Source organism: Paraburkholderia kururiensis JCM 10599 = LMG 19447 (genome assembly GCF_003986935.1).
GTDB classification, from domain to species: Bacteria; Pseudomonadota; Gammaproteobacteria; order Burkholderiales; family Burkholderiaceae; genus Paraburkholderia; species Paraburkholderia kururiensis.
On sequence record NZ_RJZE01000017.1, the window covers coordinates 144,743 to 170,860 of the forward strand.

A 26,118-nucleotide genomic window follows, 5' to 3' on the forward strand; every position below is an offset into this window, starting at 1 on the left:
TTCACAAAACTCAAGGTCGATGCGCATTTGACCACAAGCCCCGCCCCTGCGTTGTCGAACGCCGTAGCGTTTTTGTAAGCGGATCTTTCCGCACAGCCTTTCTACGCAACTGCTGCGCGGCGACCTGTGCATGCCCTGCTTGCGCGCACGCTTTCGCATGGGGCCGCACGCCGCATGCCTGTCGGCGCAAGACGCCATTCGCGCCTGGTCTTTCATCGGCACGCGCCCCACGACATAGTTCTTTCGAACTACCCCGACCCCTTCGGCATCGTTCTTCCGCTTCGCCCCGTGCACCCACCGGGCGGATATTCAGGCACCGGCGCGCCAACCACAATGAGCCATCCTGTCAACGATGGCGGTACGCCGTGCGCAGCTCTCCCACTCCCGTTCCCCGCAAGGCCTGGTCCGTACTCGCGGTCAGCACCTTCGCGTTCACCGTGTGCTTCATGGTCTGGATGATGTTTGCCGTGATCGGCATTCCCATCCGCAAGACGCTCGGACTGAACGCGACGGAGTTCGGCCTGCTTACCGCGATGCCGGTGCTTTCCGGGTCGCTGATCCGCGTGCCGCTCGGCATCTGGACCGACCGCTTCGGCGGCCGCATCGTCATGGCCGTGTTGCTCGCCGTGGTCGTGCCCGCTGTGTGGCTGATGGCGTATGCGACGCTGTACTGGCACTACCTCGCCATCGGCATGGTGCTGGGGCTGGCGGGCGGTGCCTTCTCCGTGGGCACGCCCTACGTCGCACGCTGGTTCCCGAAGGAGCGGCAAGGTACGGCGATGGGCGTGTTCGGCGCCGGCAACTCGGGCGCGGCGGTCAACAAGTTTCTCGCGCCCGCGCTGCTCGTGGCCTACGGCTGGACGAGCGTGCCCAAGGTCTACGCCGCGCTGCTGCTCGGCACGCTGATCGTCTTCTGGCTGGGCAGCGCGAGCGACCCGAAGCATGTGGTGCCCGCCAACACGACCTTCACCGAACAGCTGCGCGTGCTGAAAGACCCGAAGGTGCTGCGCTACTGCCAGTACTACAGCATCGTGTTCGGCGGCTATGTGGGCCTGAGCCTCTGGATGGTGCAGTACTACGTCGGCGAATACGGGCTCGACATTCGCGTGGCCGCCCTGCTCGCGGCCTGCTTCTCGCTGCCGGGCGGCGTGCTGCGCGCCATTGGCGGCGTGCTCTCTGACCGTCACGGCGCGCACCGCGTCACCTGGTGGGTGATGTGGGTGAGCTGGGTCTGCCTCTTCCTGCTGAGCTACCCGCAAACCTCGTTCACCGTATCGACGGTGGCCGGCGCGAAGACCTTCCACGTCGGCCTCAACGTCTACACCTTCACCGCGCTCATGTTCCTGCTCGGCATCTGCTGGGCCTTCGGCAAGGCGAGCGTCTTCAAGTACATCAGCAACGACTTCTCGCACAACATCGGCGCCGTGAGCGGCATCGTGGGCCTCGCGGGCGGCCTCGGCGGTTTCCTGCTGCCCATTCTGTTCGGCGCGCTGCTCGACCTCACCGGCATCCGCTCCAGCGCCTTCATGCTGCTTTACGGAATCGTCTGGGTCTCGCTGATCTGGATGTACTGGACCGAAGTGCGCACGGCCAACGTGCTCAATGTGGCAAATGTGCGCCCCTCTCAAGGAGAATCCAAATGAACTCCCAACCCTTGGGCTCGCGGCGCGGCCGCCTGCTCGAAATCTGGACGCCTGAAGACAAGGCGTTCTGGGAACGCGAGGGCGAAGCCGTCGCGCGACTGAACCTGTGGATCTCGGTGCCGGCGCTGTTTCTCGCCTTCGCCATCTGGCAGGTGTGGAGCGTGGTGGCCGTAAGCCTGCCCTCGCTCGGCTTTCACTATTCGACGAACCAGCTATTCTGGCTCGCCGCCGCGCCCGCGCTGAGCGGCGCCACGCTGCGCATCTTCTACTCGTTCATGGTGCCGCTCGTGGGCGGTCGCCGCTGGACGGCGATCTCCACCGCCTCGCTGCTCATTCCCGCGCTCGGCATCGGCTTTGCCGTGCAGGACAACACCACGAGCTACCCCACCATGCTGCTGCTCGCGCTGCTGTGCGGCTTCGGCGGCGGCAACTTCAGCTCGAGCATGGCCAACATCAGCTTCTTCTTTCCGAAGGAGCGCAAGGGTTCGGCGCTCGGCGTGAACGCGGGCCTCGGCAACCTCGGGGTCTCGGTGGTGCAGTTTCTGAGCCCGCTCGTGGTGACCGCCGGCGTCTTCGGCATCTTCGGCGGCGCGCCGCAAACCATCATCAAGAATCACGAGACGATCCAGGTCTGGACGCAGAACGCCGCGTTCATCTGGGTGCCGTGGATCGCCATTGCGTCGCTTGCCGCCTGGTTCGGCATGAACGATCTGGCCGAAGCCAAGGCGTCGTTCTCCGAGCAGGCCGTGATCTTTCGCCGCAAGCACAACTGGCTCATGTGCGTGCTCTATCTGGGCACCTTCGGCTCGTTCATCGGTTATGCGGCAGGCTTTCCGCTCCTCATCAAGAGCCAGTTCCCCGGCATCAACCCGCTTGCCTACGCGTGGCTCGGGCCGCTCGTCGGCGCGGTGGTGCGTCCGTTCGGCGGATGGCTCGCCGACCGGCTGGGCGGCGCGCGCGTCACGCTCTGGAACTTCGTCGTGATGGCCTGCGCCGTGGGCGGCGTGCTGTACTTCCTGCCCACCGGCCCCTCGGGCGGCGTGTTCGGCGGTTTCTTCTCGAGCTTCCTCGTGCTCTTTCTCACCACGGGCATCGGCAACGGCTCCACGTTCCGCATGATCCCCGTGATCTTCCAGACGCTGAAGCTGCGCGAAGTGAACCCCAAGGACCGCGACGCCGTGGCGCGCGCCACGAAGGAAGGCAACACCGAAGCCGCCGCCACGCTCGGCTTTTCCGCAGCCATGGCGGCCTACGGCGGCTTCTTCATCCCGAAGAGCTACGGCAGCTCGATTGCGCTCACGGGCGGCCCGGAAGCGGCGCTCTACGTGTTCATCGCCTTCTACCTCATCTGCATCGCCGTGACCTGGTGGCACTACGCCCGCCGCAACGCGCCTATGCCCTGCTGATTCTTGCTGATTCTTGCTGATTTCAAACGGAGCCGTTACATGAGTCACTTCCTCGATCGCCTGACGCACTTCGTGTTGCCCAGGGAAAGCTTCTCGGACGGACACGGCGTCACCACGGGCGAGGACCGCACGTGGGAAGACGCCTATCGCAACCGCTGGTCGCACGACAAGATCGTGCGCAGCACGCACGGCGTGAACTGTACGGGCTCGTGCTCCTGGAAGATCTACGTGAAGGGCGGCATCGTCACGTGGGAAACCCAGCAGACCGACTATCCGCGCACGCGCTGGGACATGCCCAATCACGAACCGCGCGGCTGCGCGCGCGGCGCCTCCTACTCGTGGTACCTCTACAGCGCCAACCGCGTGAAGTACCCGATGGTGCGCGGCCGGCTGCTCTCGCGCTGGCGCGCGGCGCTTGCCGTGGCCAAAGATCCGGTGGCCGCATGGGCGTCCATCGTGGAAGACGACGAAGCCCGCCGCGACTACCAGAAGGTGCGCGGTATGGGCGGCTTCGTGCGCAGCACGTGGGACGAGGTGAACCAGCTCGTCGCGGCGGCCAACGTCTACACCATCAAGCAGCACGGCCCGGACCGCATCGTCGGCTTCTCGCCCATTCCCGCGATGAGCATGGTGAGCTACGCCGCGGGCAGCCGCTACCTGAGCCTGATCGGCGGCGTCTGCATGAGCTTCTACGACTGGTACTGCGACCTGCCGCCCTCGAGCCCGCAGGTGTGGGGCGAGCAGACCGACGTGCCTGAATCCGCGGACTGGTACAACTCCAGCTACATCATCGCGTGGGGCAGCAACGTGCCGCAGACCCGCACACCGGACGCGCACTTCTTCACCGAAGTGCGCTACAAGGGCACGAAGACGGTGGCGGTCACGCCCGACTACAGCGAAGTAGCCAAGCTCTCCGACCTCTGGCTGCATCCGCGCCAGGGCACGGACGCCGCGCTCGCCATGGCAATGGGCCACGTCGCGCTCAACGAGTTCTACTTCCGCACCCGCAGCGCCTATTTCGACGACTACGCGCGCCGCTACACCGACCTGCCCATGCTCGTGCTGCTGCGCGAGCACACGCTGGCCGACGGCCGCGTGACGCTCGTGCCCGACCGCTACCTGCGCGCGAGCGACTTCAACGGCAAGCTGGGCCAGTCGAACAACCCCGAATGGAAAACCATGGCGTTCGACATGGCGGGCCACGCCGTGTTGCCGAACGGCTCGATCGGCTTCCGCTGGGGCGCAGAGGGCCGCGACGACGAAGGCAAGTGGAACCTCGAAGACAAGGAAGCGCGCCACGGCGGGCCGGTGCACCTGAAGCTTTCCGTGATCGAAGGTGAAGAACAGGCCCACGAGATCGTCGACGTGGCATTCCCCTACTTCGGCGGCATCACCTCGCCGCACTTCCCGGCCAATGCGCAGCAAGGCGACATCAACATGGCGCGCGTGCCCGCCGTGCGCCTGCCGCTCGGCAAAGACGGCGAAGTGCGCGAAGCGATCGTCGCCACCGTGTTCGACCTGCAGGCCGCGCAGTACGGTATCGACCGCGGCTTCGGCAGCGGCGCCGCGAGCTACGACGACGACGCGCCCTACACGCCCGCCTGGGCCGAGAGCATCACCGGCGTGCCGCGCGAGCAGATCGTCACCGTGGCGCGCGAATTCGCCGCCAACGCGGACAAGACGCAGGGCCGCTCGATGGTCATCATCGGCGCCGCCATGAACCACTGGTACCACGCCGACATGAACTACCGCGGCGTGATCAACCTGCTCATGATGTGCGGCTGCATCGGCAAGAGCGGCGGCGGCTGGGCGCACTACGTGGGCCAGGAAAAGCTGCGTCCGCAAACGGGCTGGACCGCGCTCGCCTTCGCGCTCGACTGGATCCGTCCGCCGCGCCAGACCAACAGCACGAGCTTCTTCTACGCGCACACCGACCAGTGGCGCTACGAGAAGCTCAACGTCGACGAAATCGTCTCGCCGCTCGCCGACCGCAAGCAGTACGGCGGCAGCATGATCGACTACAACGTGCGCGCCGAACGCATGGGCTGGCTGCCCAGCGCGCCGCAGCTGGAAACCAACCCGCTGCATATCGCGGCAGCAGCAGCGGCGAAAGGCATGGAGCCGAAGGACTACGTGGTGCAAGGCCTCACCGACGGCAGTCTGCGCATGAGCTGCGAAGACCCGGACGCGCCGCAGAACTGGCCGCGCAACATGTTCGTGTGGCGTTCGAACCTGCTGGGTTCGTCGGGCAAGGGTCACGAGTATTTCTGCAAGCACCTGCTCGGCACCGAAAACGGCGTGCAAGGCAAGGACCTGGGCCGCGACGACGCGAAGCCCGCCGAAGTGAAATGGCACGAGCATGCGCCGCAAGGCAAGCTCGACCTGCTCGTCACGCTCGACTTCCGCATGAGCACCACGTGCCTCTATTCGGACATCGTGCTGCCTACCGCAAGCTGGTACGAGAAGAACGACCTCAACACGAGCGACATGCACCCGTTCATCCACCCGCTTTCCGCAGCGGTGGACCCGGTCTGGCAAGCGCGCTCCGACTGGGAGATCTACAAGGGTTTCGCCAAGGCCGTAAGCGAAGTGAGCGTGGGGCATCTGGGCGTCGAGAAAGACGTCGTGCTCACGCCGCTCATGCACGACTCGCCGGGCGAGCTTGCGCAACCGTTCGGCGTAGAGGAGTGGCACAAGGGCGAATGCCCCGTGGTGCCGGGCAAGACCGCGCCGCAGATCAACGTGGTGGAACGCGACTACCCGAACCTCTACAAGCGCTTTACGGCGCTCGGGCCGCTCATGAACCGCGTGGGCAACGGCGGCAAGGGCATTGCGTGGCAGACCGAAACCGAAGTGCGGCAACTGGGCGAACTCAATGGCGTGACGCGTGAACCCGGCGTGACGCAAGGCATGCCGAAGATCGTCACCGACATCGACGCCTGCGAGGTGATTCTGCAACTCGCACCCGAAACCAACGGCCACGTCGCCGTGAAGGCGTGGGACGCGCTCTCGAAGGCGACGGGCCGCGAGCACCGGCACCTTGCGCTCTATCGCGAAGACGAGAAGATCCGTTATCGCGACGTGCAGGCGCAGCCGCGCAAGATCATCAGCTCGCCTACGTGGAGCGGCATCGAAAGCGAGACGGTGAGCTACAACGCGGGCTACACCAACGTGCATGAACTGATCCCCTGGCGCACCCTCACCGGGCGGCAGCAGTTCTACCAGGACCACCCGTGGATGATCGCGTTCGGCGAAGGTTTTTCGAGCTACCGGCCGCCCGTGGACCTGAAAGCGACGAGCGAGATTCACAACATCCGCTCGAACGGCGAGCCCGAGATCGTGCTGAATTTCATCACGCCGCACCAGAAGTGGGGCATTCACAGCACCTACAGCGACAACCTGCTGATGCTCACGCTCAACCGCGGCGGCCCCGTCGTATGGCTTTCGGAAGACGACGCGAAGCGCGCCGGCATCGAAGACAACGACTGGGTGGAACTCTTCAACATCAACGGCGCCATTGCGGCGCGGGCGGTGGTGAGCCAGCGCGTGAATCAGGGCATGGTGCTCATGTACCACGCGCAGGAAAAGATCATCAACACACCGGGCTCGGAGATCACGGGCGTGCGCGGCGGCATTCACAACTCCGTCACGCGCATCGTGCTCAAGCCCACTCACATGATTGGCGGCTACGCGCAGCTTGCCTACGGATTCAACTATTACGGAACGATCGGCACCAACCGCGACGAGTTCGTCGTGGTCCGCAAGATGAAACAAGTGGACTGGCTCGACACGCCGCGCGGCGACGAGCTCGCGAAAGCCTTCCAGTCGCAGGGCGAGAACCCCTGAAGCATCGTCGATCACAAGGAGCCAGACATGAAAGTACGCGCACAGATCGGCATGGTGCTGAATCTCGACAAGTGCATTGGCTGCCACACCTGCAGCGTGACCTGCAAGAACGTGTGGACGAGCCGCCCAGGCGTGGAATACGCGTGGTTCAACAACGTGGAAACGAAGCCGGGTATCGGCTACCCGAAGGAATGGGAGAACCAGGACAAGTGGAACGGCGGCTGGATTCGTCAGGCCGACGGCTCCATCGTCCCGCGCCAGGGCGCGAAGTGGAAGCTCCTGATGCGCATCTTCGCGAACCCGAACCTGCCGCAGATCGACGACTACTACGAGCCCTTCACGTTCGACTACGAGCATCTGCACAGCGCGCCCGAAATGAAGGCCGCGCCCACCGCGCGCCCGCGCAGCCTGATTACGGGCCAGCGCATGGAGAAGATCGTGTGGGGCCCGAACTGGGAAGAAATTCTGGGCGGTGAATTTTCGAAGCGCAGCAAGGACCGCAACTTCGACGACATCCAGAAGGACATCTACGGCCAGTTCGAGAACACCTTCATGATGTATCTGCCGCGCCTGTGCGAGCACTGCCTGAACCCGGCATGCGTGGCGTCGTGCCCCTCGGGCTCCATCTACAAGCGCGAGGAAGACGGCATCGTGCTGATCGACCAGGACAAGTGCCGCGGCTGGCGCATGTGCGTGTCGGGCTGCCCGTACAAGAAGATCTATTACAACTGGAAGAGCGGCAAGGCCGAGAAGTGCATCTTCTGCTATCCGCGTATCGAAGCGGGCCAGCCCACGGTGTGCTCGGAAACCTGCGTGGGCCGCATCCGCTACCTGGGCGTGATGCTCTACGACGCGGACCGCATCGAAGAAGCGGCAAGCGTGGCCGAAGACCGCAACCTCTATGAGGCGCAGCTCGGCATCTTCCTCGACCCGAACGACCCGGAAGTGATCGAGCAGGCCCGTCGCGACGGCGTGCCCGAAAACTGGCTGGAAGCCGCGCGTTCGAGCCCCGTCTACCGCATGGCCGTGGACTGGAAGGTGGCGCTGCCGCTGCACCCGGAATACCGCACGCTGCCGATGGTCTGGTACGTGCCGCCGCTCTCGCCCATCACGTCCGCCGCGCAGGCGGGCCACGTGAGCGCGAACGGCGAGATTCCGGACGTGCGCCAGTTGCGCATTCCCGTGAAGTACCTGGCCAACCTGCTGACGGCGGGCGACACGGCGCCGGTGGTGCGCGCGCTCGAACGCATGCTCGCCATGCGCGCCTGGCAGCGCGGCAAGCACGTGGACGGCGTGGAAAACCACGCAGCGCTCACGCAAACGGGCCTGACGCCCGCACAGGTGGAAGAGATGTATCGCGTGATGGCCATTGCGAACTACGAAGACCGCTTCGTGATTCCGACCACGCACCGCGAGTACGCCGAGAACGCGTTCAACGTGCGCGGCGGCTGCGGCTTCAGCTTCGGCAACGGCTGCTCGGAAGGCACGACGGAAACGAGCCTCTTCGGCAGCGAAAAGAAACGCACCATTCCGATCAAGGTGGAGATCTGAGCATGACGTCCCGCACCCTTTCTTCCCACGGCCTGCCGGTGACGCTGCGCGCGCTGGCGCGCCTGCTCGACTACCCGGACGCCGCCATGCGCGCCGATCTACCCGACGTGCGCGAAGCGCTGCATGCGCAGGCCGTGCTCGGCGCGGCGCGGCTTGCGGCGCTCGACACGCTGATCGACACGTTGACCACGCGCCCGGGCCTCGAATCCGAAGCGGTCTACGTGGACCTGTTCGATCGCGGCCGCGGCACGGCGCTGCATCTCTTTGAGCACGTGCACGGCGATTCGCGCGACCGCGGTCCCGCGATGATCGACCTCATCCAGACCTACGAGGCCGCGGGCATGTACCTCGCCTCGAACGAACTGCCCGACCACCTGACCGTGCTGCTCGAATACGCGTCGACGCAGCCGGCGCAATCGGCGGTGGGCCTGCTGGGCGAAGTCGCGCACATCGTGCAGACCATCTTCAGCGCGCTCACCAAGCGCGAGAGCGACTACGCAAGCGTGCTGGGCGCCCTGCTCGATCTGGCCGGACAACCGGCGCAGCCCGTGGCCGTGCCCGCCGAGCCCGCGCTCGACGAAAGCTGGAGCGAGCCGGAGGCGTTCGGCGCCTGCGCGTCGGCGAGCATCTCGCCGGATACCCAGGCAGCAGCGGCGGCGCAGGCCGGCGCGCCTCAACCCATTCGCATCGTGCGCGGCGCCGCGGCGTCGCATCGCTCGTCGTCCAGTCCTTCTTCTTCGCAGGGAGCGTCCGCATGAACTCCGCCCTCAATACCTTCCTGTTCAGCGTCTACCCCTACATCTGCCTCGCGGTGTTCCTGATGGGCAGCCTCGCCCGCTTCGACCGCGACCAGTACACGTGGAAGAGCGACTCGTCGCAACTGCTGCGCGCGGGGCAACTGCGCTGGGGCAGCAACCTGTTCCACATCGGCATCCTGTTCCTGCTGTTCGGGCACACGGTGGGCCTGCTCACGCCGCACTTCATCTACTCGCCGTTCATCAGCGCGCAGCACAAGCAGATGCTCGCCATTCTCTCGGGCGGCACGGCCGGCGTGATCTGCTTCATCGGCCTCACGCTGCTGCTGCACCGGCGCATGTTCGACCCGCGCATTCGCCTGACGAGCCATCGCACCGACCTCGCGATTCTCGCGATCCTCTGGTTCCAGCTGTGCCTCGGTCTCGTCACGCTGCCGTTTTCGTACGCGGACCGCGGCGACGCCGCAACCATGCTTTCGCTTGCCGAATGGGCGCAGCACGTCGTCACGTTCCGTCCCGATGCGGCTTTCCTCGCCGCTGTCGAATGGCCGTTCAAGGTGCACATCGTGCTGGGCATGACGATCTTCCTGCTGTTTCCGTTCAGCCGGCTCGTGCATATCTGGAGCGGATTCGCCTCGGTCGGCTATCTGTTCCGCCCCTATCAGCTGGTGCGCTCGCGCCGCATGAATTTGCCCTCGGCGCGCCGCAAGGCATAACGCCCAGCAAGGAGACAACACCATGAACACCCTGGACTCGCCCGTCGCGGCTCCCGCTGACCTCGTCGATGTCGCTACCGTCAACGGCGTGCCGCTGCATCAGGCCGACGAAGCGCTGAGCCCCGACGAACTGCGCCAGCGCGCCTGCACCGAACTGCTGCGCCAGGCCGCGATCGCCGCCGGCCTGCTCCCCGCCGACGACCCGGCGCCCGTACAGGGCGCCACGAGCGCGGCCGCGTCGGCGGCCATCGAGGCACTGCTGGAAACCGCGCTCAAGGTGCCCGAGCCGTCGGACGAAGCGTGCCGCCGTTACTACGACGCCAACCCGAACCGCTACGCCATTGGCGAACGGCTGCTCGCGCGGCACATCCTGTTCGCGGTGACGCCGGGCGTGGACATCACCTTGCTGCGCCAGCGCGCGGAAGCGTGCCTGCTCCAGCTGCGCTGCCACGACACCGATTCCGCGAGCAGTGCCGACGAGAGCTTCGCCCGCGCCGCGGCCGAACTGTCGAACTGCCCGAGCGCCGCCGAAGGCGGACAGCTGGGCTGGCTGCGCGCCGAGGAATGTGCGCCGGAGTTCGCGCGCGCCATCTTCGGCATTCGCGACACAGGCGTGCTGCCGCAACTCGTGCACAGCCGCTTCGGCCTGCACGTGGTGGACGTGCAGGCGCGCGAGCCGGGCACCGTGCCGCCCTTCGAGGCGGTGAGCCAGGCCGCCGCGCAGTCGCTGCGGCAGCAGGCGTTCGTCACCGCGCTGCGCCAGTACGTGACCGTGCTGGCAGGCGAGGCGGACGTCACGGGCGTGGATCTCGACAGCGTGCCTACGCCGCTGGTCCAATAGCGGTTCCGTCGAAGGTTGCGTGGGTGGATTCCTCGCTGACGCAACCGGACGCTTTTCTCCCGCACCATGTCCCTGATCGAAATGTGGCCCGCGCTACGGCACGCGCACATGACACTCGCCGCGTGCAGCGGCGCCCTCTTCGCCACGCGCGGCGCGGCCGTGCTGCTGCAGCGGCCGTGGCCCATGCGCCGCCATTGGCGCATGGCCAGCTACGTGATCGATACGCTGCTGCTCGCGGCCGGCATCACCTTGTGGGCCACGCTGCGTTTGAACCCCGTACACGACGCGTGGCTCGGCACCAAGCTGCTGGTGCTGGTGGCGTACATCCTGGCGGGGTCGGTCGCGCTCAAGCGCGGCAAAACGCTCACCGCGCGCGGCGCCGCCTATGGCACCGCGCTTGCGCTCTACCTGTTCATCGCCTCCGTCGCGATTACGCACAGTCCGGCGGGGATCTTCAGTTACCTGTGGGCGCGTTGAAGGTTCGGGAAGGACTGGTTCATAGCGAGCGGACCTCCGCGCAACACTGCACACCCCTTCAACGCCGCCTTTGACCGAGCCCCGCCATGCCGCCCTTACTCGTTCCCGGTTCCCGACCCGCCGCCAGCTTCGACGAGCCGTTCGAGATGCTCGCCGCCTGCCACGGCAACGCCGAACGCATGCTGCGTCTGCTCGAACGCCTCGCGGCAAGACTTGCCGAAACGGGGGGCGATGAAGCCGCGCAGCAAGCCGCCCGCGATGTGGTCCGATATTTCGACATCGCGGCGCCCGCCCATCACGAGGACGAGGAACGGCACGTCTTTCCCGCCCTGGCCGCCCACGGGACGCCCGAACAGAAGCACCTGGTGGAGCGCCTGAAGCAGGATCACGTCGAGATGTCCAGACGCTGGCAGGCCATCAAGCTTGACCTCGATCAAGTGATCAACGGCCAGGGGACGGTAAAAACACAACGTGCCGCAGGCCGCGATGCCGAACCAGACGCCTTTGCCGATTGGGCCGGTTTTGCAACGCTGTACCGCGCCCACATCGAGGCGGAGGAAAGCGGGGCGTATCCCGCCGTGCAGGCCGCTATGGACGAAACCGTCCGCACCGAAATGGGCCGCGAGATGGCGAAGCGACGCAGCGTGCGCTGGCCGCCCGAGTCCTGAGACGCGCTCTCGCCTTCACCGGCTGACCGGTCGCGAGGGCATCAGGAGCAGCGGCAGGCGGACGACGGGCGAACCACCGGCAAAAAACGCGGTATATGGCACCCGCGGTGGCACTCGCGGCACGAGCACAACACCCTGCTGCACCCAGGCACCCTGGAAAGCGCAATAGAAGGACTTCAATGAGCCGGTTTCGTACCCTCTCGGCCAAACTCGGCCTGATCGGCGGCACGCTGCTGCTGGTCGCCCTCTCCTCCATCAGCTTTACGCTGTGGGCGAGCTGGCAGCTCGAAGGTGGCGCCGCGGCCGTCAACGAGGCCGGGCGCATGCGGATGCAAACCTGGCGCATCGCCCAGACGCTCGGCCGCGGCGATGCCGCACAGCTCGCGCAACAGGTCGCGCAGTTCGACCGCAGCGTTGTGCTGCTGCAAAGCGGCGACCCCGCCCGGCCGTTGTTCCTGCCCCACGATGCCCGCTCCACACAAGCCTTTCTCGACGTCCAGCGCGACTGGCAAACGCTGCGCGCGCAATGGACCGGCCCCGCGGCGCCCAGCGCCGCCGAGGCCGCGCGGCAGGCCGAGGCGTTCGTCGAACACATCGACGTGCTGGTGTCTTCGGTGGAAACACGGCTTTCGTCGCTCACCGGCATTCTCAATGCCTTGCAACTCTTCATGGTGGCCTTGACCGTGGCAAGCGCCGTCACGCTGCTCTACTCGGCCTACCTGTTCGTGTTCAATCCGCTCGAACGGCTGCAAACAGGGCTCGCCCGCGCCCGCGAAGGCGACCTCTCGGCGCGCGTCGCCGTGGATTCGAGCGACGAGTTCGGCCAACTCTCCGAGGGCTTCAACCGCATGGCGGAAACGCTGCAAGGGCTCTACCAGAACCTCGAAGTCAAGGTCGAGGAAAAGACGGTGCGCCTTGCCGCCCAGCACGAACGGTTGAGCACGCTCTACCAGGCCACCGCGTTCGCCGCGCACGCCGCGACGCTCGACGAACTGGCCCAGGGCTTCGCCCAGCGCGTGCGGCGCGCGGCCCACGCCGATGCCGCCGCCATCCGCTGGTCCGACGAAGCGAACCGCCGCTATGTGATGCTGGCCTCCGACGGCCTGCCCGCCGAGGTGGCCGCCAACGAACACTGCGTGATGACGGGCGACTGCCTCTGCGCGCAGCCGCAGGAAGAGGCGCTCACACGCGTCATCCCGATCCACTCCGAAAGCGCCGAAGCGATGCTCGGCCATTGCGAGCGCGCCGGCTACCGGACCGTAGTCAGCGTGCCCGTGCGCTTGCAGGACCGCCTGGTCGGCGAAATGGACCTGTTCTATCAAACCCAGGCCGCCCTCACGGACGAAGACCGCGGCCTGCTCGACACGCTCGCGAACCATCTGGCCGTGGCGATCGAAGGTTTGCGCGCGAGCGCACTGGAGCGCGAAGCCGCGGTGGCCGCGGAACGCGGGCTGCTCGCCCGCGAACTGCACGATTCGATTGCGCAGAGCCTCGCGTTCATGAAGATCCAGATCGCGCTGCTGCGCGCGGCGCTGCGCCGCGACGACGACGCGCAAGTGACGCGCACCGTGGGCGAGCTCGAAGCAGGCATTCACGAAAGCCTTTCCGACGTGCGCGAACTGCTCGTGCACTTCCGCACCCGCACGAACGAAGAGGACATCGCGGCCGCGCTGCGCATCACGCTGCAAAAGTTCGAGCATCAGACGGGCCTTGCCACCCATCTTTCGGTGAACGACGACGGCGTGCCGCTGCCCGCCGACGTTCAGGTCCAGGTGCTGCACGTGGTGCAGGAAGCGCTCTCGAACGTGCGCAAGCACGCGCACGCCACGCAGGTGTGGGTGAAGGTCAAGCAGGCGCCGCAGTGGAGCGTCGAAGTCTGCGACGACGGCTGCGGCTTCGCCGCCGAAGAGCACGCCGGCAACCAGACACACGTGGGGCTGCGCATCATGCACGAGCGCGCCGAGCGCGTGGGCGCAACCGTCACGGTGACTTCCGCGCGAGGCGCCGGCACGCGCGTTGTGCTCACCTTGCCCGAACCGCGGAGGCTCGCCGCATGAACACGCCAACCCTGCCGGCCACTACAGCGAGCAAGCCTGCGCGCCTGCTCGTGGTGGACGATCACACGCTCTTTCGCCGCGGCCTGATCGCGCTGCTCGCCTCCGACGAACGCTTCGAGGTGGTGGCCGAAGCCGGCGACGCGGGCGAAGCCTACCGCCGCGCCGCGGATACGCAGCCCGACATCATCCTGCTCGACAATCACCTGCCCGGCGTGAACGGCGTGGATGCGCTCGCGGGCCTCAAGGAAGCGGCGCCGCGCGCCGGCGTGCTGATGCTCACGGTGAGCGAAGACGAACGCGATCTCGCGGCCGCCCTGCGCGGCGGCGCACGCGGTTATCTGCTCAAGACGGTGGACAGCGACGTGATGGCCGACGCCATCGTGCGCGCCGTGGCGGGCGAATCGACGATCAGTCCCGAGATGACGGGCAAGCTCGTGAGCGCGTTCCAGCAGTTGCAGGCTGCGCCCGCAGCGCCCGCGACCGAAGTGGAGCGCGACCCGATCGATACGCTCTCCGCCCGCGAGGCCGAAATTCTTCAGCACATCGCACGCGGCGCCACGAACAAGGAAATCGCGCGCTCGCTGGCGATTGCCGAGACCACGGTGAAGATTCACGTGCAGCACATCCTGCGCAAGCTCAATCTGACCTCGCGCGTGCAGGCGGCGGTGTATGCGGCGGAACGGGCGGCGTAATCAGCCTACCGACGCTCCCCCCTTCGCCATTTCCCCCACCATCCGCGCCACTTCTTCCGCACTGCAAAGCCGCGTGCCCGAGGTGAGCAGCGTGGCGCTGGCCGCTGCAAGCGCGTAGCGGAACGCCTCGTCGAGGTCGGCTTGCCGGTTCAGCGCCCAGACCATCGCGCCCAGAAAGCTGTCGCCCGCGCCGATCGAACTCGAAACCGGCACGTCGAGCGCCGGTGCGCTCAGCGTGCGGTCCTCGCTGACCAGCAGCGCGCCGCGCTCGCCCAGCGTGAGCGCCACCCTCTGCGCGCGGCCTTCGCGCACCAGTTGCCGCGCTGCCTCGCGCCATTCGGGCTCCGTGTCGAGCGGCCGCCCCGTGAGTGCGCGCAATTCGCCCAGGCTCGGCTTGACGAGATACACGCCGGCGTCGAGCGCGGCCGCCAGCGCGGGCCCCGACGTATCGACCACCACGCGCGTGCCCCGTGCCTTTGCTGTTCTGGCGAGTTGCGCCCAGGCATCGGCGGGCAGGCCTGGCGGCAGGCTGCCGCTCAGCACGAGGTAGCGCGGCGGCGGATCGAGAGAAGCCAGATAGTCCGCACAGGCTTGCCATTCGTGCGCCGTGACCGTGGGCCCCGGCAACACGAAGCGGTACTCGCGGCCCGTCGATGTTTCGCGCACCGAGAAGTTCTCGCGCGTCTCGCCGGCAATCTCGATACACACGCCGCTCACGTGCTCCGCGTCCAGCAGTTCGCGCAGCATCTGCCCCGTTGCGCCGCCCGCGAGGTAGAGCGCGACACAGTTGCGGCTGTTGTCGCTGTCGCCGCTACCACTGGATAGCCGCTGGATCACGCGCGCCACGTTGATGCCACCGCCGCCCGGGTCGCGCTGCGCGTGCGTGCAGCGCATTTTGTGCGACTCCACGAGCCGCTCCACGGAGGTCGCGACATCGACGGCGGGATTCAGCGTGACCGTGAGAATCCCGCGTGTGGGCGATGGGTCTGCGTGGAAGGTGGTCTGCATCGATTGAGGCGTCGTTGGCGTCATTGAGTGGTTTTCTTTGAAGCAGCCGATTCAGCGGCCGCCACGCGGCGCTTCACGGCGATGAAGCTGTCCGGACTCACGGAAATCGAGTCGATGCCGCAGGCTACGAGGAATTCCGCGAACTCGGGGTGGTCGCTGGGCGCCTGGCCGCAGAGCCCCACCTTCGCGCCGGCCTCGTGCGCCTGCGCGATGACGCTGCCGATCATCCACTTCACCGCTTCGTCCTGCTCGTCGAAGAGGCCGGCCAGGTCCGCCGAATCGCGATCCACGCCGAGCGTGAGTTGCGTCAGGTCGTTGCTGCCGATCGAAAAGCCGTCGAAGCGTTGCGCGAAGGCCTTCGCGAGAATCACGTTCGACGGAATCTCGCACATCACGTAGACCTGCAAGCCGTCCTGGCCGCGCTTGAGTCCGTTCTCTGCCATCACCTGCAACACGCGGTCGGCCTCTTTGGTGGAGCGGCAAAACGGGATCATCACGATCACGTTGGCAAAGCCCATTTCGTTGCGCAGCCGCTCGATGGCGCGACACTCCAGCGCGAAGCCGTCGCGGTAGCGCGGCGAGTAATAGCGCGACGCGCCGCGAAAACCGAGCATCGGGTTTTCTTCGGCGGGCTCGAACTCGGCGCCGCCGATCAAATGCGCGTATTCGTTGGTCTTGAAGTCGCTCATGCGCACGATGACGGGCCGTGGATAATGCGCCGCCGCGATGCGCCCGAGGCCGCGCGCGAGGCGCTCCACGAAGTACTCGGTCTTGTCTTCGTAGCCTTCGGTGAGCGCCGCGATGGTGGCTTTCGCGGCTTCGTCCGTGAGCGTGTCGTAGCGCGCAAGCGCCATCGGATGAATCTTGATGTGGTTGCTCACGACGAACTCCATGCGCGCGAGGCCCACGCCGTCGGCCGGAATGCGCCACCAGCGGAACGCCGCGGCGGGATTCGCGAGGTTCAGCATGATCTTCGTCTGCGTGGCGGGAATGCTGCCGAAGTCGATCTCCTCGACTTCGTATTGCGCGATGCCTTCGTAGACGAAGCCGTCGCTGCCTTCGGCGCACGAGACCGTCACTTCCTGCTCGTCGTGCAGCAGATGCGTGGCATTGCCCGTGCCGACAATGGCCGGCAATCCCAGCTCGCGGCTCACGATGGCCGCGTGCGAGGTGCGTCCGCCGTGGTCGGTGATGATGGCCGCCGCGCGGCGCATGATGGGCACCCAGTCGGGGTCCGTGGTCTCGGTGACGAGCACTGAGCCGTCCACGAAGCGGTCGATGTCGCGCGGGCTCTCGATCACGCACACCGTGCCCGCCGCCACCGCTTCGCCGATGCTCACGCCCGCCACCAGCTTGCGCCCCGCCTGCGTGATGCGGTAGGTCTTCACGGCACTTGCCTCGCGCCGCGACTGCACGGTCTCCGGCCGCGCCTGGACGATGAACATCTCGCCCGTCAGGCCGTCTTTGGCCCATTCGATGTCCATCGGCTGGCCGTAGTGACCTTCGATGATGCAGGCCCAGCGCGAGAGCGTGAGAATTTCGCCGTCGGTGAGCACGAACGCGGCACGCTCGGCCTTCGACGCCGGCACGTTTTTGGTGGGCGCCGTGGCGAGCGGGGAAGAAGTATCGGCCTTCGCGTAGATCATCTTCTGCGCTTTCTCGCCGCGCTTCTTGCCGATGATCGGCACGTGCGCCTCGTCTTCCAGCAGCGGCTTGAACACCTCGTATTCGTCCGGATCCACCGCGCCCTGCACGACGTTTTCGCCCAGGCCCCACGCGGCGTTGATGAGCACGACCTTGTCGAAACCGGTTTCGGTGTCGATGGAGAACATCACGCCCGCGCCGCCCACGTCGGAGCGCACCATCTGCTGGATACCCACCGAGAGCGCCACCTTCAGATGGTCGAACCCTTTGGCTTCGCGATAGGCGATGGCGCGGTCCGTAAACAGCGACGCGTAGCAGCGGCGGCACGCGTCGAGCAGCGCCCGTTCGCCACGGATGTTGAGGTAGGTTTCCTGCTGGCCCGCGAAGCTGGCGTCGGGCAGGTCTTCGGCGGTGGCGCTGGAGCGCACGGCCACGTCGAGATCGTCACGATGGGCACGCGCACACAGTGCGCGGTAGCCGGCGCGAATGGCATCGGCGGTTTGCTGGGGCCATTCGCCGCGCAAAATCGCACGGCGAATGGCGTCGCCCGCCTCCGCAAGGGTGAGCTTGCCTTCGGCGAGTTCGCGCAGCGTGACGGCAAGCGTCTGCCGCAGGCCGTTCGCCTCGACGAAATGCCAGTACGCGTCGGCGGTGGTCGCAAAACCCGGCGGCACCTTCACGCCGCTTGGGGCGAGCGTAGCCACCATTTCGCCAAGCGATGCGTTCTTGCCGCCTACGGTCGGTACGTCGCTGCGCCGCAGATCTTCGAACCAGACGACCTGCGTGGTATGCGTGGCCATGGCGCGCTCCTGTCTTACGAATGTGCAGACAAGCGTGCCATTGCAGGCAGGTCGGGGCTTGACGGGGATCAAAGGTCGGAGCGCGCTGCGGGTGCCCGCGACCTCGCCCCCTCATTCACCTCAGACGCCCGGCTTCCACGGCCAGGAGGGATAGATCGGGGCCTGCCCTTCCGGGCTTTGGCGCTCTACGTTCTGGCCATCTTCACCGGTCCCTTCCATGCTTTCGCGTTTCGACCCCACGCCGCCCGCACCTTCCACGCCGCCCGCGCCGTCGTCGGCGGCTTCGGTTTCACCGCTGTCGGGGGCTTCGTTGGCTTCGTCTTCGCGCTCACCCGTATCCGCTTCATCGAGTGTTTGCGCCGCGGATCCGGATTCGCCCGACGTTTCAGCGCCTATGCCCTCGCCGAACCACGGCACGTCGGCGCGCAGCGTCGCGACATAGGCTTGCCATCCGCGCGGATTGCCCGCGAACAGATGCTCGCGCACCGGCTCGGCTAGCTTCGCGTGATCGAGCGGCAGCGCGAGCAGCGCTTCGGGCCACGTGCGGAACGCCTGCAATGCACGCGTCACGAACTCGGGACCGCTGATGCGCGGCGAGAGATGTTCGAGCCAGGGCAGCACTTGCGCGAGGTCGCCCGCGGTACGCCAATGGCTTGCGGACACGGCGCCGGGTTTGCGTTGCGCGATCTGGCTCGCGGCATGCAGCACGCTGCCCAGATGAAGCAGCAGCGCGCGTCGTTCATATGCGTCTTTCATTTGCTCGTTCCTCTTGCGTGGAGTCCGCGGGTCGGATGCCGGCAGCGGTATCTCTTTCGTAACCGATGTCGCCGTTGTCGCCTTGCCAGGACAAGCGCCGTCGCAAACCACGCGCCGGCACCCGCAGACGATCGGTTCGAGTCTATCGCAGGCACGTTGCCGCGCGACGAAGGACGATCGTCCGAATCAGTGCGATCAAAAGCCACATTGCGGTGTTCGGCATCAACGGCCCTTCTGGTGCTACGGCCTTCTTCTGTCCCTTCCGTTCTTTCTGTCCCTTCAGTCCGCTCTGCCCAATGCGCGGCTTGATACGCATCAAGCCGGACCTTAGCGCGCTATCTAAGCTCTAATCTGACAGGGGTGCCGCTTCGGCGCCCTGTGAGGAGACTGTCATGCAAATCGCTCACCCCTTCCATCTGGAACTGCGCCACGCGACGATTCCGACCTATATCGTCAGCTACGTCTTTCCGGCTCTCTTCGTGCTCTACGAGATATATCGTGTGGGCGAATGGATCGCGATGCAGGGTTTTCACTTCGCCGCCTTCAAGGAAATGGGCTACGAGTATCTGCTGATGCTCACGGCCTTCGCGATCCAGCTTGCCGTGCAGGCCGCGTTCCTCGCGTGGACCTGGCTGGGCCGGCATCCGGACCTGGAACACCGGCTCGGCAATCTCACGTTGGGGCTGCTGGTGTCGGCCGGCGTGCTTGCCTTCGATTACGTGCTCCAGGTGGCGTTCTAGGGACTGACGGGAGACAGGATGTGGTACGCGTGGCTTGAAGCCCAGCGAGGTATGGCACGCACGATGCAGCCGTGGGCACAACCACCCTCGCGCGCATCGCGAAATGCGAACGCGCAACGAGAGCCATGCGGCGCATCGGGTGCAGGAAGCGCTTCGCGCGCACCGTCGGATACGCTGCACGACGCACCACCAGCCGAGCCGACGGACGCTTCAGAAGGCATCGACTGGCTCACCGCCGTGGGCTACACGTCACCCGAGCCGCCGCCTTTCGGCATCGAACACGTGATGGTGGACGGCACGCCGGTCGCTGTCGTCGAGGACGTGGTGGCGCGCGTGCCGTTCTGCACGCTGCGCCGCTTCCGTCGCGTGGCGTCCGATGCGGTTGATCCTGACACCGCTTCCGCCGCCCACGAGGACACGGCCGACGCTGCCTCCTCTGCTGCCGCCCCTGCCGCCCCCCGCCACGCCGCGGCCGAAGCGCCGCGCGCGGTGTCCGGCTCGCCCGCCGTGTTTCTCTGCCCGCCGCTCGCCGGCCACCATGCGGTCATGCTGCGCGAAACAGTAGAAACGCTGCTGGAACAGCACGACGTCTATGTGCCCGACTGGGCCAACGCGCGCGACGTGCCCGCCGAAGCCGGTCCGTTCGGACTCGACGACTACGTGCTTACGCTCGAACGCTTCATTCGCGCGGCGGGCGCCGTCCATGTGCTCTCGGTGTGCCAGGCCACCGTGCCCGCGCTCGCCGCCGTGGCGCTGATCGCCGCGGATGCGCAGGCGGGCAACGGTTTTGCGCCGTTGAGCGTGACGCTCATGGGCGGCCCCATCGATGCGAGCCTGCACCCCACGCCCATCGACCGCTTCGCGCACGATCACGAGATCGACTGGTTCAAGCGCCACGTCATCGACGTCGTGCCGCCGCCGTATGCGGGCAAAGGGCGGCGCGTGTATCCGGGCTTCATCCAGCACGCCGCGCTCGTGGCCGCGCATCCGCACCGTTACCTCGAGTTGCAGGCGCATTACTGGGCGAGTTGCATGACCGGCGATCTGGTCGCAATGACGCGCCGGCTGCGCGAATTGAGCGAGTACGCGTCCGTGCTCGACATGACCGAGCGCTATTTCCTCGACACGATTCGCGTGATCTTTCAGGAACGGTTGCTGCCGCACGGCACCTGGCACGTCGCGGGGCGTCGCGTCGCGCTGGAAGCGCTGACGTCGACGGCGCTCTGCACGGTGGAGGGCGACCGCGACGACATCGTAGGCGCGGGACAAACGCACGCGGCTGCGGCGCTGTGCACCGCGATACCCGCAGCGCGGCGCATGCAGCGCACGATTGCGGGCGCGGACCACTACGACCTGTTTCTCGGCCCGCGCTGGCGGGAAGAAGTGCATCCGATGCTGGAGCAGTTCTGGGCGGACCTTTAGTTCGTGCGCTTGAGGCGCGTTATTTCTGCTTCAAGCCCGCTTCCACAAAACTGCGAAACCCTTCGTCGATGCGCCGGATCGCATCCGAGCAGGTTTGATAGAACCACCCCGGCGTGCCGTCGCTGCGATACATGCCGTCGCACATCGCCTTGAGGCGAATGAGCGAGCCGCCGCCATCCGCAGGGGCTTTCGACGCAGCGAGCCACACCTTGCCGAAACCGTGCGGCTGCGCGGTCTCGATCACGTTGGCGTCGGCACGCGTCATGTCCGTTACCGAGTGGCTCGCAATGTAGTCCTGGGTGAGCCGCCAGGCGGCAATGCATTGCGCCTCGCTCGCGCAGGTCACCGACGCCTGGGCGCGCGCCTGCTGCAACTGGATTTCGTTGCGGCGCAACGCGGTGACGTCCGCGTTACTGGCGCAGGCGGTGAGGCTCGCCAGCGCGGCAGCCAGCGTCAGGGGCCTCAGGTGCCCGAGGTGCATCACGCGCATTGGCCACGCGTGAGGCATCGCGATGCCGCGCCGCAAGGCCATCGCAATCGAGCGGGCGAGAAGACAACTCATCGCGAAGCCTGGCGCGCAAGCGGCGCGCCGAGCAGGCAGAGCGCGCCGTGCGAAAAACCGGTGAGCCGCAGACGGCGGCAGGACGACGTGCCCGCCCCACGCGGCATGGCGAAACGGAACGTCCGGCTGTCGCGGCGGGCGCGTCTGAGGTGTCGGGTAATCGCGTTCATGGCGGGCTCCCGGTTAGGCGGCCAAAGCGTGTGTTGGTGCGCAACGTGTCGCGAGCAGGTCGCTCGTGGGCGGAAAAACGTTCCACGAGCCGTCGTCGTGACGGAAGAACAGGATGGCGAGCCGGCCCTTCTGCGAACCGTACTCGACGCAGACGTAGCGGCGCCGGCTCGCGCTCAGTCTGCCGTGCGTCACGTGGGCCGAGTGAGCCGTGGACGCTACCCACTTGTTCGCCAGTGCGCGCAGGGAGAGTGCATTGCCGTTCATGGTCCGCTCCTTCATTCGTGCCTTCGCGGCGGGGAATCGGGACATCCCCGTCGCGTGCGCGTCCATGACTACAGTATCGGCAGCAACGGCCAAGGCTTAAATCAGCGCCGGCGGAAATTCACGTAATCGCGAGGCACGGCGTGTAGGCGCGTGCCTACAGAACAGTCGTCCGGCCTGAACCCCGTTCACGCCGACCGCAGCCGCGCCAACCGCGCTCTCAGTTCCGTCAGCGGTTCCGTTACCGTGCGCGTCTCGCCGGCGTAGATCGCGCCTTCGTTGCCGTCCAGCGTCAGCGTGTCGCCTTCGTTGAACGTGCGGCCGCCGATCTGCACCGTGCGGGCCGCGTCGTCGATCTGGAGCGCCTCGCAACCGGTCAGGCAAACTTTGCCGAGTTGCCGCGCGACCACCGCGGCGTGCGAGGTGCGGGCACCGCGGCGCGTCAGCAGCCCCGCCGCGGCCTGCAAAGCGACGAGGTCGTGCGTGTCCGCGTCGCGTCGCACGAGAATCACGGGACGCCCCGCGGCGTGCCGCTCGCGCGCCGAGGGTTCGTCGAGCGCGATCTCGCCCGTGGCCACGCCGCTTGTCGCGCTTGCCGCGCGGGCTAGCGACACCAGCGGCACCAGCGGCCCGAGCGGCTGCGCGCCGCCCGCATCGTCACCCGCTGCATGGCGCCCTGCGTTGCACGCCGACACCACGCGCGTGCGCGCGAGAGCAGACTCGGCGATCGCCGCGGTACGCTCGCGCGCGGTGCCTGCGTCGATCACGCCTTCGTCGAGCAGATCCAGCGCGATCTGCGCCGCCGCTTGCGGCGTGCGCTTGCCGCTGCGCGTCTGCAGCAGGAAAAGGCGCCCGTCCTGCACGGTGAACTCGAAGTCCTGCATGTCGCCGAACGCCTGTTCGAGCCGGCTCGCCGCATCGCGCAGCGCGTCCCATACGGCCGGCATCACGCGCGCCAGTTCATCGTGGCCGAACGCTTCGCGGCGCCCCGACACCACGTCTTCGCCCTGCGCGTTGAAGAGGAAATCCACCCAGGGCGCCCGCTCGCCGGTGGACGGGTCGCGCGTGAAACCGACGCCCGCGCCCGAACGCCCGCCTCCGTTGCCGAACACCATCGCCTGCACGGTGACGGCGGTGCCCACGTCCTCGCTGATTGCGCACTGGCGCCGGAACGCGGCGGCCTTCTCCGACTGCCAGCTCGCCAGCACGGCGCCGATGGCGCCGGCCAGTTGCGCCTCCGGCGCCTGCGGAAACGGACGACCCGCCGCGCGCTCGTAGGCGGCGAGATACCGCCGCGTGAGCTGGCGCAACTGCGCGAAGTCCAGGGCGTCGCGTTCGTCGCTGCTGCCGCCAGCCATTCCTGCCACGTTGGCGAGCGCGGCGTATTCGTCGGCGAAGACCTGGGGCGAAATACCGTCGATCAACTCGCCGTAGCTCGCCACCAGCCTGCGGTAGGTGTCCCACACCAGCCGCGGATTGCCGGTCTGCCGCAGGAAGCCCGGCACCGTGGCATCGCACAGGCCGATATCGAGCAGCGTGTCGAGCATGCCCGGCATCGAAACCGGCGCGCCCGAGCGCACGGCAACGAGAAGCGGCCTACGCGGGTCGCCGAAACGTTGACCGCAGGCTTGTTCCACTTGTTGCAGCGGCGGCCCCCACACCGTGCGTTCGACGGCGCGACGGCGGGCGTTGTCGTCGCTGCAATAGCGCGTGCCCAGCACGAAGGCCGGCGGCACCGGCAAGCCGAGCGCCGCCATGCGCGAGAGACCATAAGCCTTGAAACCGATCTGCGCGACGAGCGCGGTGTCGGTGTGTCCGGGTGTGCGAAGGGCTGCGGCGCGTTCGTCGCCCAGTTGCGCGCGTGCATGGCCCGCGGCTTTCAAGCCGCCACGTTGCGGCCCGCCGCAGCCAATCAGATGCACGTCCTCGGGCCACTGGCCGTTGCCGTTGCCGTTGCGTTCGTCCGCGGCAGCGACGGTCTGTGCTGCGGTTTGCATGATTGTCTGCACGCTCATCGGCGCTCTCCGGTTTGTCCGAACACGACGTCGCGCAAGGCATAGCCCGCGGCGAGCAAGCGGTCCGACGCGAGTTCCAGCGCCTGCGCCAGATCGTTGGCGAGCATCAGCGCGGGCGCGTCGCGCAGGCTTGCAAGCATCGCGCGCCGGGCGTGGCGCAGCAGTTCGTCGCATTGCCGCTCCGAACGCAGCACGTTCCAGGTAGCGGCGAGAAAGGCGTCGCTGTCGGTCATGTCCGCGCCGGAGCCGAGGTCGCGCGCAATGGCGAGCGCCTTGATGTGCTCCTGCATGGCCGAAAGCACCGTGCGCGCCAGTTGCAACAGCGTCTCGCGCACGTCGCCCGTAAAGCCTTGCTGGTGGCCGTCTGCAATCAGGCTCATCAGGAACGCCGCTTCTTCGAGGGCGTCGGCGATGTCGTCGGAAAGTTCGGCTACGCGCGCAAAGGGCTGCCAGCGCGGCTGACGCTGCGCTTCTTCGCGGGCGCGCATGACGAGGTGGTCGGCCTGACGCTCCCAGCGCTTCGCGCGTGCGGCGAGGTCCTGCGCGGCGCTGGCCGGCGCAGATGACGAGCCAGCGCCCGCACCGCTGGCCACCGGCTGCATCACGTCGTGTTCCAGCCCGTCGCTCACGGCCTGTGCCAACGCATGGCAATACGCCGCGTGCTCTTCGAGCAGCTCGAACTCCTCGCTGCGATGCCGCACGCTGCGCGCGAGCAAAAGACGCGTTTCGTCGGCCACGAGCGCAGCGGGTTGCCCCGCGAGCAGCGCCGCGCTCGCGAGTCGCAGCACTTCGACGAGAAACGCTTGCGCGTCTTCGTCGCCCAGCACGGTGTCGAGCCGGTCGCCGATGCGAAACGTGCGGAACGCGCCCTGCCCCACGTCCTGCATGGCTGCGTACACGAGCGCTTCGCCGCCGCATTTGAGCCACGCCATGTGCCCCGCATCGAGCCGCGCGGCCTCTTTCAACACCGCGATCGCGCCGGCCTTGCCGACGAACGGCAAGAGCCGCTTGCGCGCGCGATTCCAGTCGATCAAGAACACGATGCGCGAACCGATGCCTTCGAGCGTGGCGTCGAGCGCGGCGTCGTCGGCGCATTCGAACCAGGCGGTGCCGAAGGTGAACGCGTCGCCCTCGTTCAAACGTGCCTCGATCTTCGATTCGAGATTGCCCCAGCGCGCCCCGTACGGCTGCAACAGCGACTGGAAGAACTCGAAGCGCACGCGATGCAGGTCCGAATAGCGCAGCGTGATGGTGCGGCCCTCCACCTGCACGACGAGCACGTGCACGTCGTTTTCGCCGATGTCGTTTTGCAGCAGCAGCCGCGTGCCGTCGCGCGTGGCCGCCGTGCCGAGGCCGGGGTGGTCGAAGCGCAGCGGCGCCGTGCGGTTCAGGCCGCGCATGAACGCGGCAATGCGCAGCTTGTCGTCGGGCAGCACCTGCCAGACGTGCGCGCCATCGACGTCTTCGGTCGCGAGCGCTGCGGCCAGCTGGTTGAGCTGGCGGTGCAGGTCCATGACGAGCAGGTGCAGGCTGTCTTCGCTGTCGCGCTGGCTGTCGTGCTGGCTGTCGTGCTGGTTGTGGTGTGGGCCGCCGTGCTGCCTGTCGCGCTCGCCTCCACGTTCGCCGCTTGTGAGCGCACGCAATTGGGCCGTGGTGAGCTGGTCCCCCTCCAGCGCGCCGAGCCATGCGCTCCAGTGCGCGACGCGCGCGCGGAACGCGTTTGCTGCGCTTTCGCGTTCCGGCTCGGTCTCGATCAGCGGGCGCGCCATCGTCGCGAGTTCTTCGGCCAGGCGTTTCACGAGGCGCGGCAGTTCGGGCAGCAGCAACGCGTCGTCCACGCGCGAGGCGGTGGCCGGCAGATTGCGCAGCCATGCTGCATCGGTTTGCGCCGCGGCCATTTCGGCCGAGAAATCGAGCGCCTCGCGCTCGGGATGATCCGCGTGCGAGGCCGCGGCCTGCAACACGCTCAGATAGAGCTTCAGGCGCTCGTTGGCGGCGAGGGCCTGCTGAATCCAGGCGGGCAGCAACAGACTGCGCTGCCCCATGGCGTCGACGGCTTCGGTTTTTTGCATGATGCGTGCGTGGCT

General features: G+C 67.0%; 21 protein-coding genes. 13 read left to right on the plus strand and 8 right to left on the minus strand.

Annotated features, from left to right (window positions below; translation table 11 throughout):
• Positions 1-365: 365 nt before the first annotated feature.
• The 11 genes from PKKP23_RS21055 (at position 366) to PKKP23_RS21105 (ending at position 14,652) form a co-directional block, all read left to right on the plus strand.
• A complete protein-coding gene (locus tag PKKP23_RS21055) occupies positions 366-1,643 on the plus strand; it encodes an MFS transporter (protein WP_126878280.1) in 1,278 nt (425 codons plus the stop codon).
• Complete coding sequence (locus tag PKKP23_RS21060) at positions 1,640-3,049, plus strand: NarK family nitrate/nitrite MFS transporter (RefSeq protein ID WP_017775787.1); 1,410 nt, start codon at positions 1,640-1,642, stop codon at positions 3,047-3,049. The genes PKKP23_RS21055 and PKKP23_RS21060 overlap by 4 nt, the downstream gene beginning before the upstream one ends.
• A 39-nt stretch (positions 3,050-3,088) precedes the next feature.
• Positions 3,089-6,895: a nitrate reductase subunit alpha gene (locus PKKP23_RS21065; RefSeq protein ID WP_126878281.1), complete on the plus strand. Its 3,807-nt coding sequence runs from the start codon at positions 3,089-3,091 to the stop codon at positions 6,893-6,895.
• Positions 6,896-6,922: 27 nt separating this feature from the next.
• Entirely contained in the window at positions 6,923-8,446 is a 1,524-nt protein-coding gene (gene narH, locus PKKP23_RS21070; RefSeq protein WP_017775785.1) for a nitrate reductase subunit beta, read from the plus strand.
• A 2-nt stretch (positions 8,447-8,448) separates the two neighbouring features.
• Positions 8,449-9,204, plus strand: coding sequence for a nitrate reductase molybdenum cofactor assembly chaperone (gene narJ / locus PKKP23_RS21075; protein ID WP_126878282.1), 756 nt, complete (start codon positions 8,449-8,451; stop codon positions 9,202-9,204).
• Positions 9,201-9,917, plus strand: a complete 717-nt coding sequence (narI, locus tag PKKP23_RS21080; RefSeq protein WP_017775783.1) for a respiratory nitrate reductase subunit gamma — start codon at positions 9,201-9,203, stop codon at positions 9,915-9,917. Before narJ ends, narI begins: the two co-directional genes overlap by 4 nt.
• 22 nt (positions 9,918-9,939) lie before the next feature.
• A complete protein-coding gene (locus tag PKKP23_RS21085) occupies positions 9,940-10,758 on the plus strand; it encodes a peptidylprolyl isomerase (RefSeq protein ID WP_126878283.1) in 819 nt (272 codons plus the stop codon).
• Between the two features lie 81 nt (positions 10,759-10,839).
• Positions 10,840-11,235 (plus strand): SirB2 family protein, encoded by a 396-nt coding sequence (locus PKKP23_RS21090; RefSeq protein ID WP_275094581.1) that lies wholly within the window; start codon positions 10,840-10,842, stop codon positions 11,233-11,235.
• Between the two features lie 146 nt (positions 11,236-11,381).
• Positions 11,382-11,903, plus strand: coding sequence for a hemerythrin domain-containing protein (locus PKKP23_RS21095; RefSeq protein ID WP_240659082.1), 522 nt, complete (start codon positions 11,382-11,384; stop codon positions 11,901-11,903).
• A gap of 179 nt (positions 11,904-12,082) precedes the next feature.
• On the plus strand, positions 12,083-13,960 hold the full coding sequence (locus PKKP23_RS21100; protein WP_126878286.1) for a type IV pili methyl-accepting chemotaxis transducer N-terminal domain-containing protein: 1,878 nt from the start codon (positions 12,083-12,085) through the stop codon (positions 13,958-13,960).
• Positions 13,957-14,652: a response regulator gene (locus PKKP23_RS21105; protein ID WP_126878287.1), complete on the plus strand. Its 696-nt coding sequence runs from the start codon at positions 13,957-13,959 to the stop codon at positions 14,650-14,652. The genes PKKP23_RS21100 and PKKP23_RS21105 overlap by 4 nt, the downstream gene beginning before the upstream one ends.
• Here the strand turns inward: PKKP23_RS21105 and PKKP23_RS21110 are convergent, their stop codons facing one another.
• The 3 genes from PKKP23_RS21110 to PKKP23_RS21120 all read right to left on the minus strand — a co-directional run bounded on the left by PKKP23_RS21110 (position 14,653) and on the right by PKKP23_RS21120 (position 18,860).
• On the minus strand, positions 14,653-15,660 hold the full coding sequence (locus PKKP23_RS21110; RefSeq protein WP_126878311.1) for a 1-phosphofructokinase family hexose kinase: 1,008 nt from the start codon (positions 15,658-15,660) through the stop codon (positions 14,653-14,655).
• Positions 15,661-15,680: 20 nt separating this feature from the next.
• Positions 15,681-18,104 carry a phosphoenolpyruvate synthase gene (gene ppsA, locus PKKP23_RS21115; protein ID WP_126878288.1) on the minus strand — a complete coding sequence of 808 codons (2,424 nt, stop codon included), beginning with the start codon at positions 18,102-18,104 and terminating at the stop codon, positions 15,681-15,683.
• A gap of 120 nt (positions 18,105-18,224) precedes the next feature.
• Complete coding sequence (locus PKKP23_RS21120; protein ID WP_126878289.1) at positions 18,225-18,860, minus strand: hypothetical protein; 636 nt, start codon at positions 18,858-18,860, stop codon at positions 18,225-18,227.
• A 392-nt stretch (positions 18,861-19,252) separates the two neighbouring features.
• Here PKKP23_RS21120 and PKKP23_RS21125 point away from each other — a divergent pair, with 392 nt between their 5' ends.
• Together PKKP23_RS21125 and phaZ are read left to right on the plus strand one after the other, a co-directional pair.
• The gene (locus PKKP23_RS21125; protein ID WP_126878290.1) at positions 19,253-19,600 is read left to right on the plus strand and encodes a hypothetical protein; all 348 of its coding nucleotides are present in this window, start codon (positions 19,253-19,255) and stop codon (positions 19,598-19,600) included.
• A gap of 51 nt (positions 19,601-19,651) precedes the next feature.
• Complete coding sequence (gene phaZ / locus PKKP23_RS21130; RefSeq protein WP_126878291.1) at positions 19,652-21,022, plus strand: polyhydroxyalkanoate depolymerase; 1,371 nt, start codon at positions 19,652-19,654, stop codon at positions 21,020-21,022.
• Positions 21,023-21,041: 19 nt separating this feature from the next.
• Here the strand turns inward: phaZ and PKKP23_RS21135 are convergent, their stop codons facing one another.
• The 5 genes from PKKP23_RS21135 to PKKP23_RS21150 all read right to left on the minus strand — a co-directional run bounded on the left by PKKP23_RS21135 (position 21,042) and on the right by PKKP23_RS21150 (position 26,103).
• Positions 21,042-21,584, minus strand: coding sequence for a hypothetical protein (locus tag PKKP23_RS21135; protein WP_240659083.1), 543 nt, complete (start codon positions 21,582-21,584; stop codon positions 21,042-21,044).
• The gene (locus tag PKKP23_RS33785; protein WP_161978125.1) at positions 21,581-21,754 is read right to left on the minus strand and encodes a hypothetical protein; all 174 of its coding nucleotides are present in this window, start codon (positions 21,752-21,754) and stop codon (positions 21,581-21,583) included. Before PKKP23_RS33785 ends, PKKP23_RS21135 begins: the two co-directional genes overlap by 4 nt.
• Positions 21,755-21,767: 13 nt before the next feature.
• Positions 21,768-22,019 (minus strand): hypothetical protein, encoded by a 252-nt coding sequence (locus tag PKKP23_RS21140; RefSeq protein ID WP_017775770.1) that lies wholly within the window; start codon positions 22,017-22,019, stop codon positions 21,768-21,770.
• Positions 22,020-22,204: 185 nt separating this feature from the next.
• Positions 22,205-24,031 (minus strand): PEP/pyruvate-binding domain-containing protein, encoded by a 1,827-nt coding sequence (locus PKKP23_RS21145; RefSeq protein ID WP_126878292.1) that lies wholly within the window; start codon positions 24,029-24,031, stop codon positions 22,205-22,207.
• Positions 24,028-26,103, minus strand: a complete 2,076-nt coding sequence (locus tag PKKP23_RS21150; RefSeq protein WP_126878293.1) for a phosphate transport regulator — start codon at positions 26,101-26,103, stop codon at positions 24,028-24,030. Before PKKP23_RS21150 ends, PKKP23_RS21145 begins: the two co-directional genes overlap by 4 nt.
• Between the last annotated feature and the right edge of the window lie 15 nt (positions 26,104-26,118).

Bases quoted from the DNA above. Each gene is read 5' to 3' on its own strand.
- PKKP23_RS21060 (WP_017775787.1), top strand. From the start codon at position 1,640: ATGAACTCCCAACCCTTGGGCTCGCGGCGCGGCCGCCTGCTCGAAATC.
- PKKP23_RS21065 (WP_126878281.1), top strand. From the start codon at position 3,089: ATGAGTCACTTCCTCGATCGCCTGACGCACTTCGTGTTGCCCAGGGAA.
- narH (WP_017775785.1), top strand. From the start codon at position 6,923: ATGAAAGTACGCGCACAGATCGGCATGGTGCTGAATCTCGACAAGTGC.
- narJ (WP_126878282.1), top strand. From the start codon at position 8,449: ATGACGTCCCGCACCCTTTCTTCCCACGGCCTGCCGGTGACGCTGCGC.
- narI (WP_017775783.1), top strand. From the start codon at position 9,201: ATGAACTCCGCCCTCAATACCTTCCTGTTCAGCGTCTACCCCTACATC.
- PKKP23_RS21085 (WP_126878283.1), top strand. From the start codon at position 9,940: ATGAACACCCTGGACTCGCCCGTCGCGGCTCCCGCTGACCTCGTCGAT.
- PKKP23_RS21090 (WP_275094581.1), top strand. From the start codon at position 10,840: ATGTGGCCCGCGCTACGGCACGCGCACATGACACTCGCCGCGTGCAGC.
- PKKP23_RS21095 (WP_240659082.1), top strand. From the start codon at position 11,382: ATGCTCGCCGCCTGCCACGGCAACGCCGAACGCATGCTGCGTCTGCTC.
- PKKP23_RS21100 (WP_126878286.1), top strand. From the start codon at position 12,083: ATGAGCCGGTTTCGTACCCTCTCGGCCAAACTCGGCCTGATCGGCGGC.
- PKKP23_RS21105 (WP_126878287.1), top strand. From the start codon at position 13,957: ATGAACACGCCAACCCTGCCGGCCACTACAGCGAGCAAGCCTGCGCGC.
- PKKP23_RS21110 (WP_126878311.1), bottom strand. From the start codon at position 15,660: ATGCAGACCACCTTCCACGCAGACCCATCGCCCACACGCGGGATTCTC.
- ppsA (WP_126878288.1), bottom strand. From the start codon at position 18,104: ATGGCCACGCATACCACGCAGGTCGTCTGGTTCGAAGATCTGCGGCGC.
- PKKP23_RS21120 (WP_126878289.1), bottom strand. From the start codon at position 18,860: ATGAAAGACGCATATGAACGACGCGCGCTGCTGCTTCATCTGGGCAGC.
- PKKP23_RS21125 (WP_126878290.1), top strand. From the start codon at position 19,253: ATGCAAATCGCTCACCCCTTCCATCTGGAACTGCGCCACGCGACGATT.
- phaZ (WP_126878291.1), top strand. From the start codon at position 19,652: ATGGCACGCACGATGCAGCCGTGGGCACAACCACCCTCGCGCGCATCG.
- PKKP23_RS21135 (WP_240659083.1), bottom strand. From the start codon at position 21,584: ATGAGTTGTCTTCTCGCCCGCTCGATTGCGATGGCCTTGCGGCGCGGC.
- PKKP23_RS33785 (WP_161978125.1), bottom strand. From the start codon at position 21,754: ATGAACGCGATTACCCGACACCTCAGACGCGCCCGCCGCGACAGCCGG.
- PKKP23_RS21140 (WP_017775770.1), bottom strand. From the start codon at position 22,019: ATGAACGGCAATGCACTCTCCCTGCGCGCACTGGCGAACAAGTGGGTA.
- PKKP23_RS21145 (WP_126878292.1), bottom strand. From the start codon at position 24,031: ATGAGCGTGCAGACAATCATGCAAACCGCAGCACAGACCGTCGCTGCC.
- PKKP23_RS21150 (WP_126878293.1), bottom strand. From the start codon at position 26,103: ATGCAAAAAACCGAAGCCGTCGACGCCATGGGGCAGCGCAGTCTGTTG.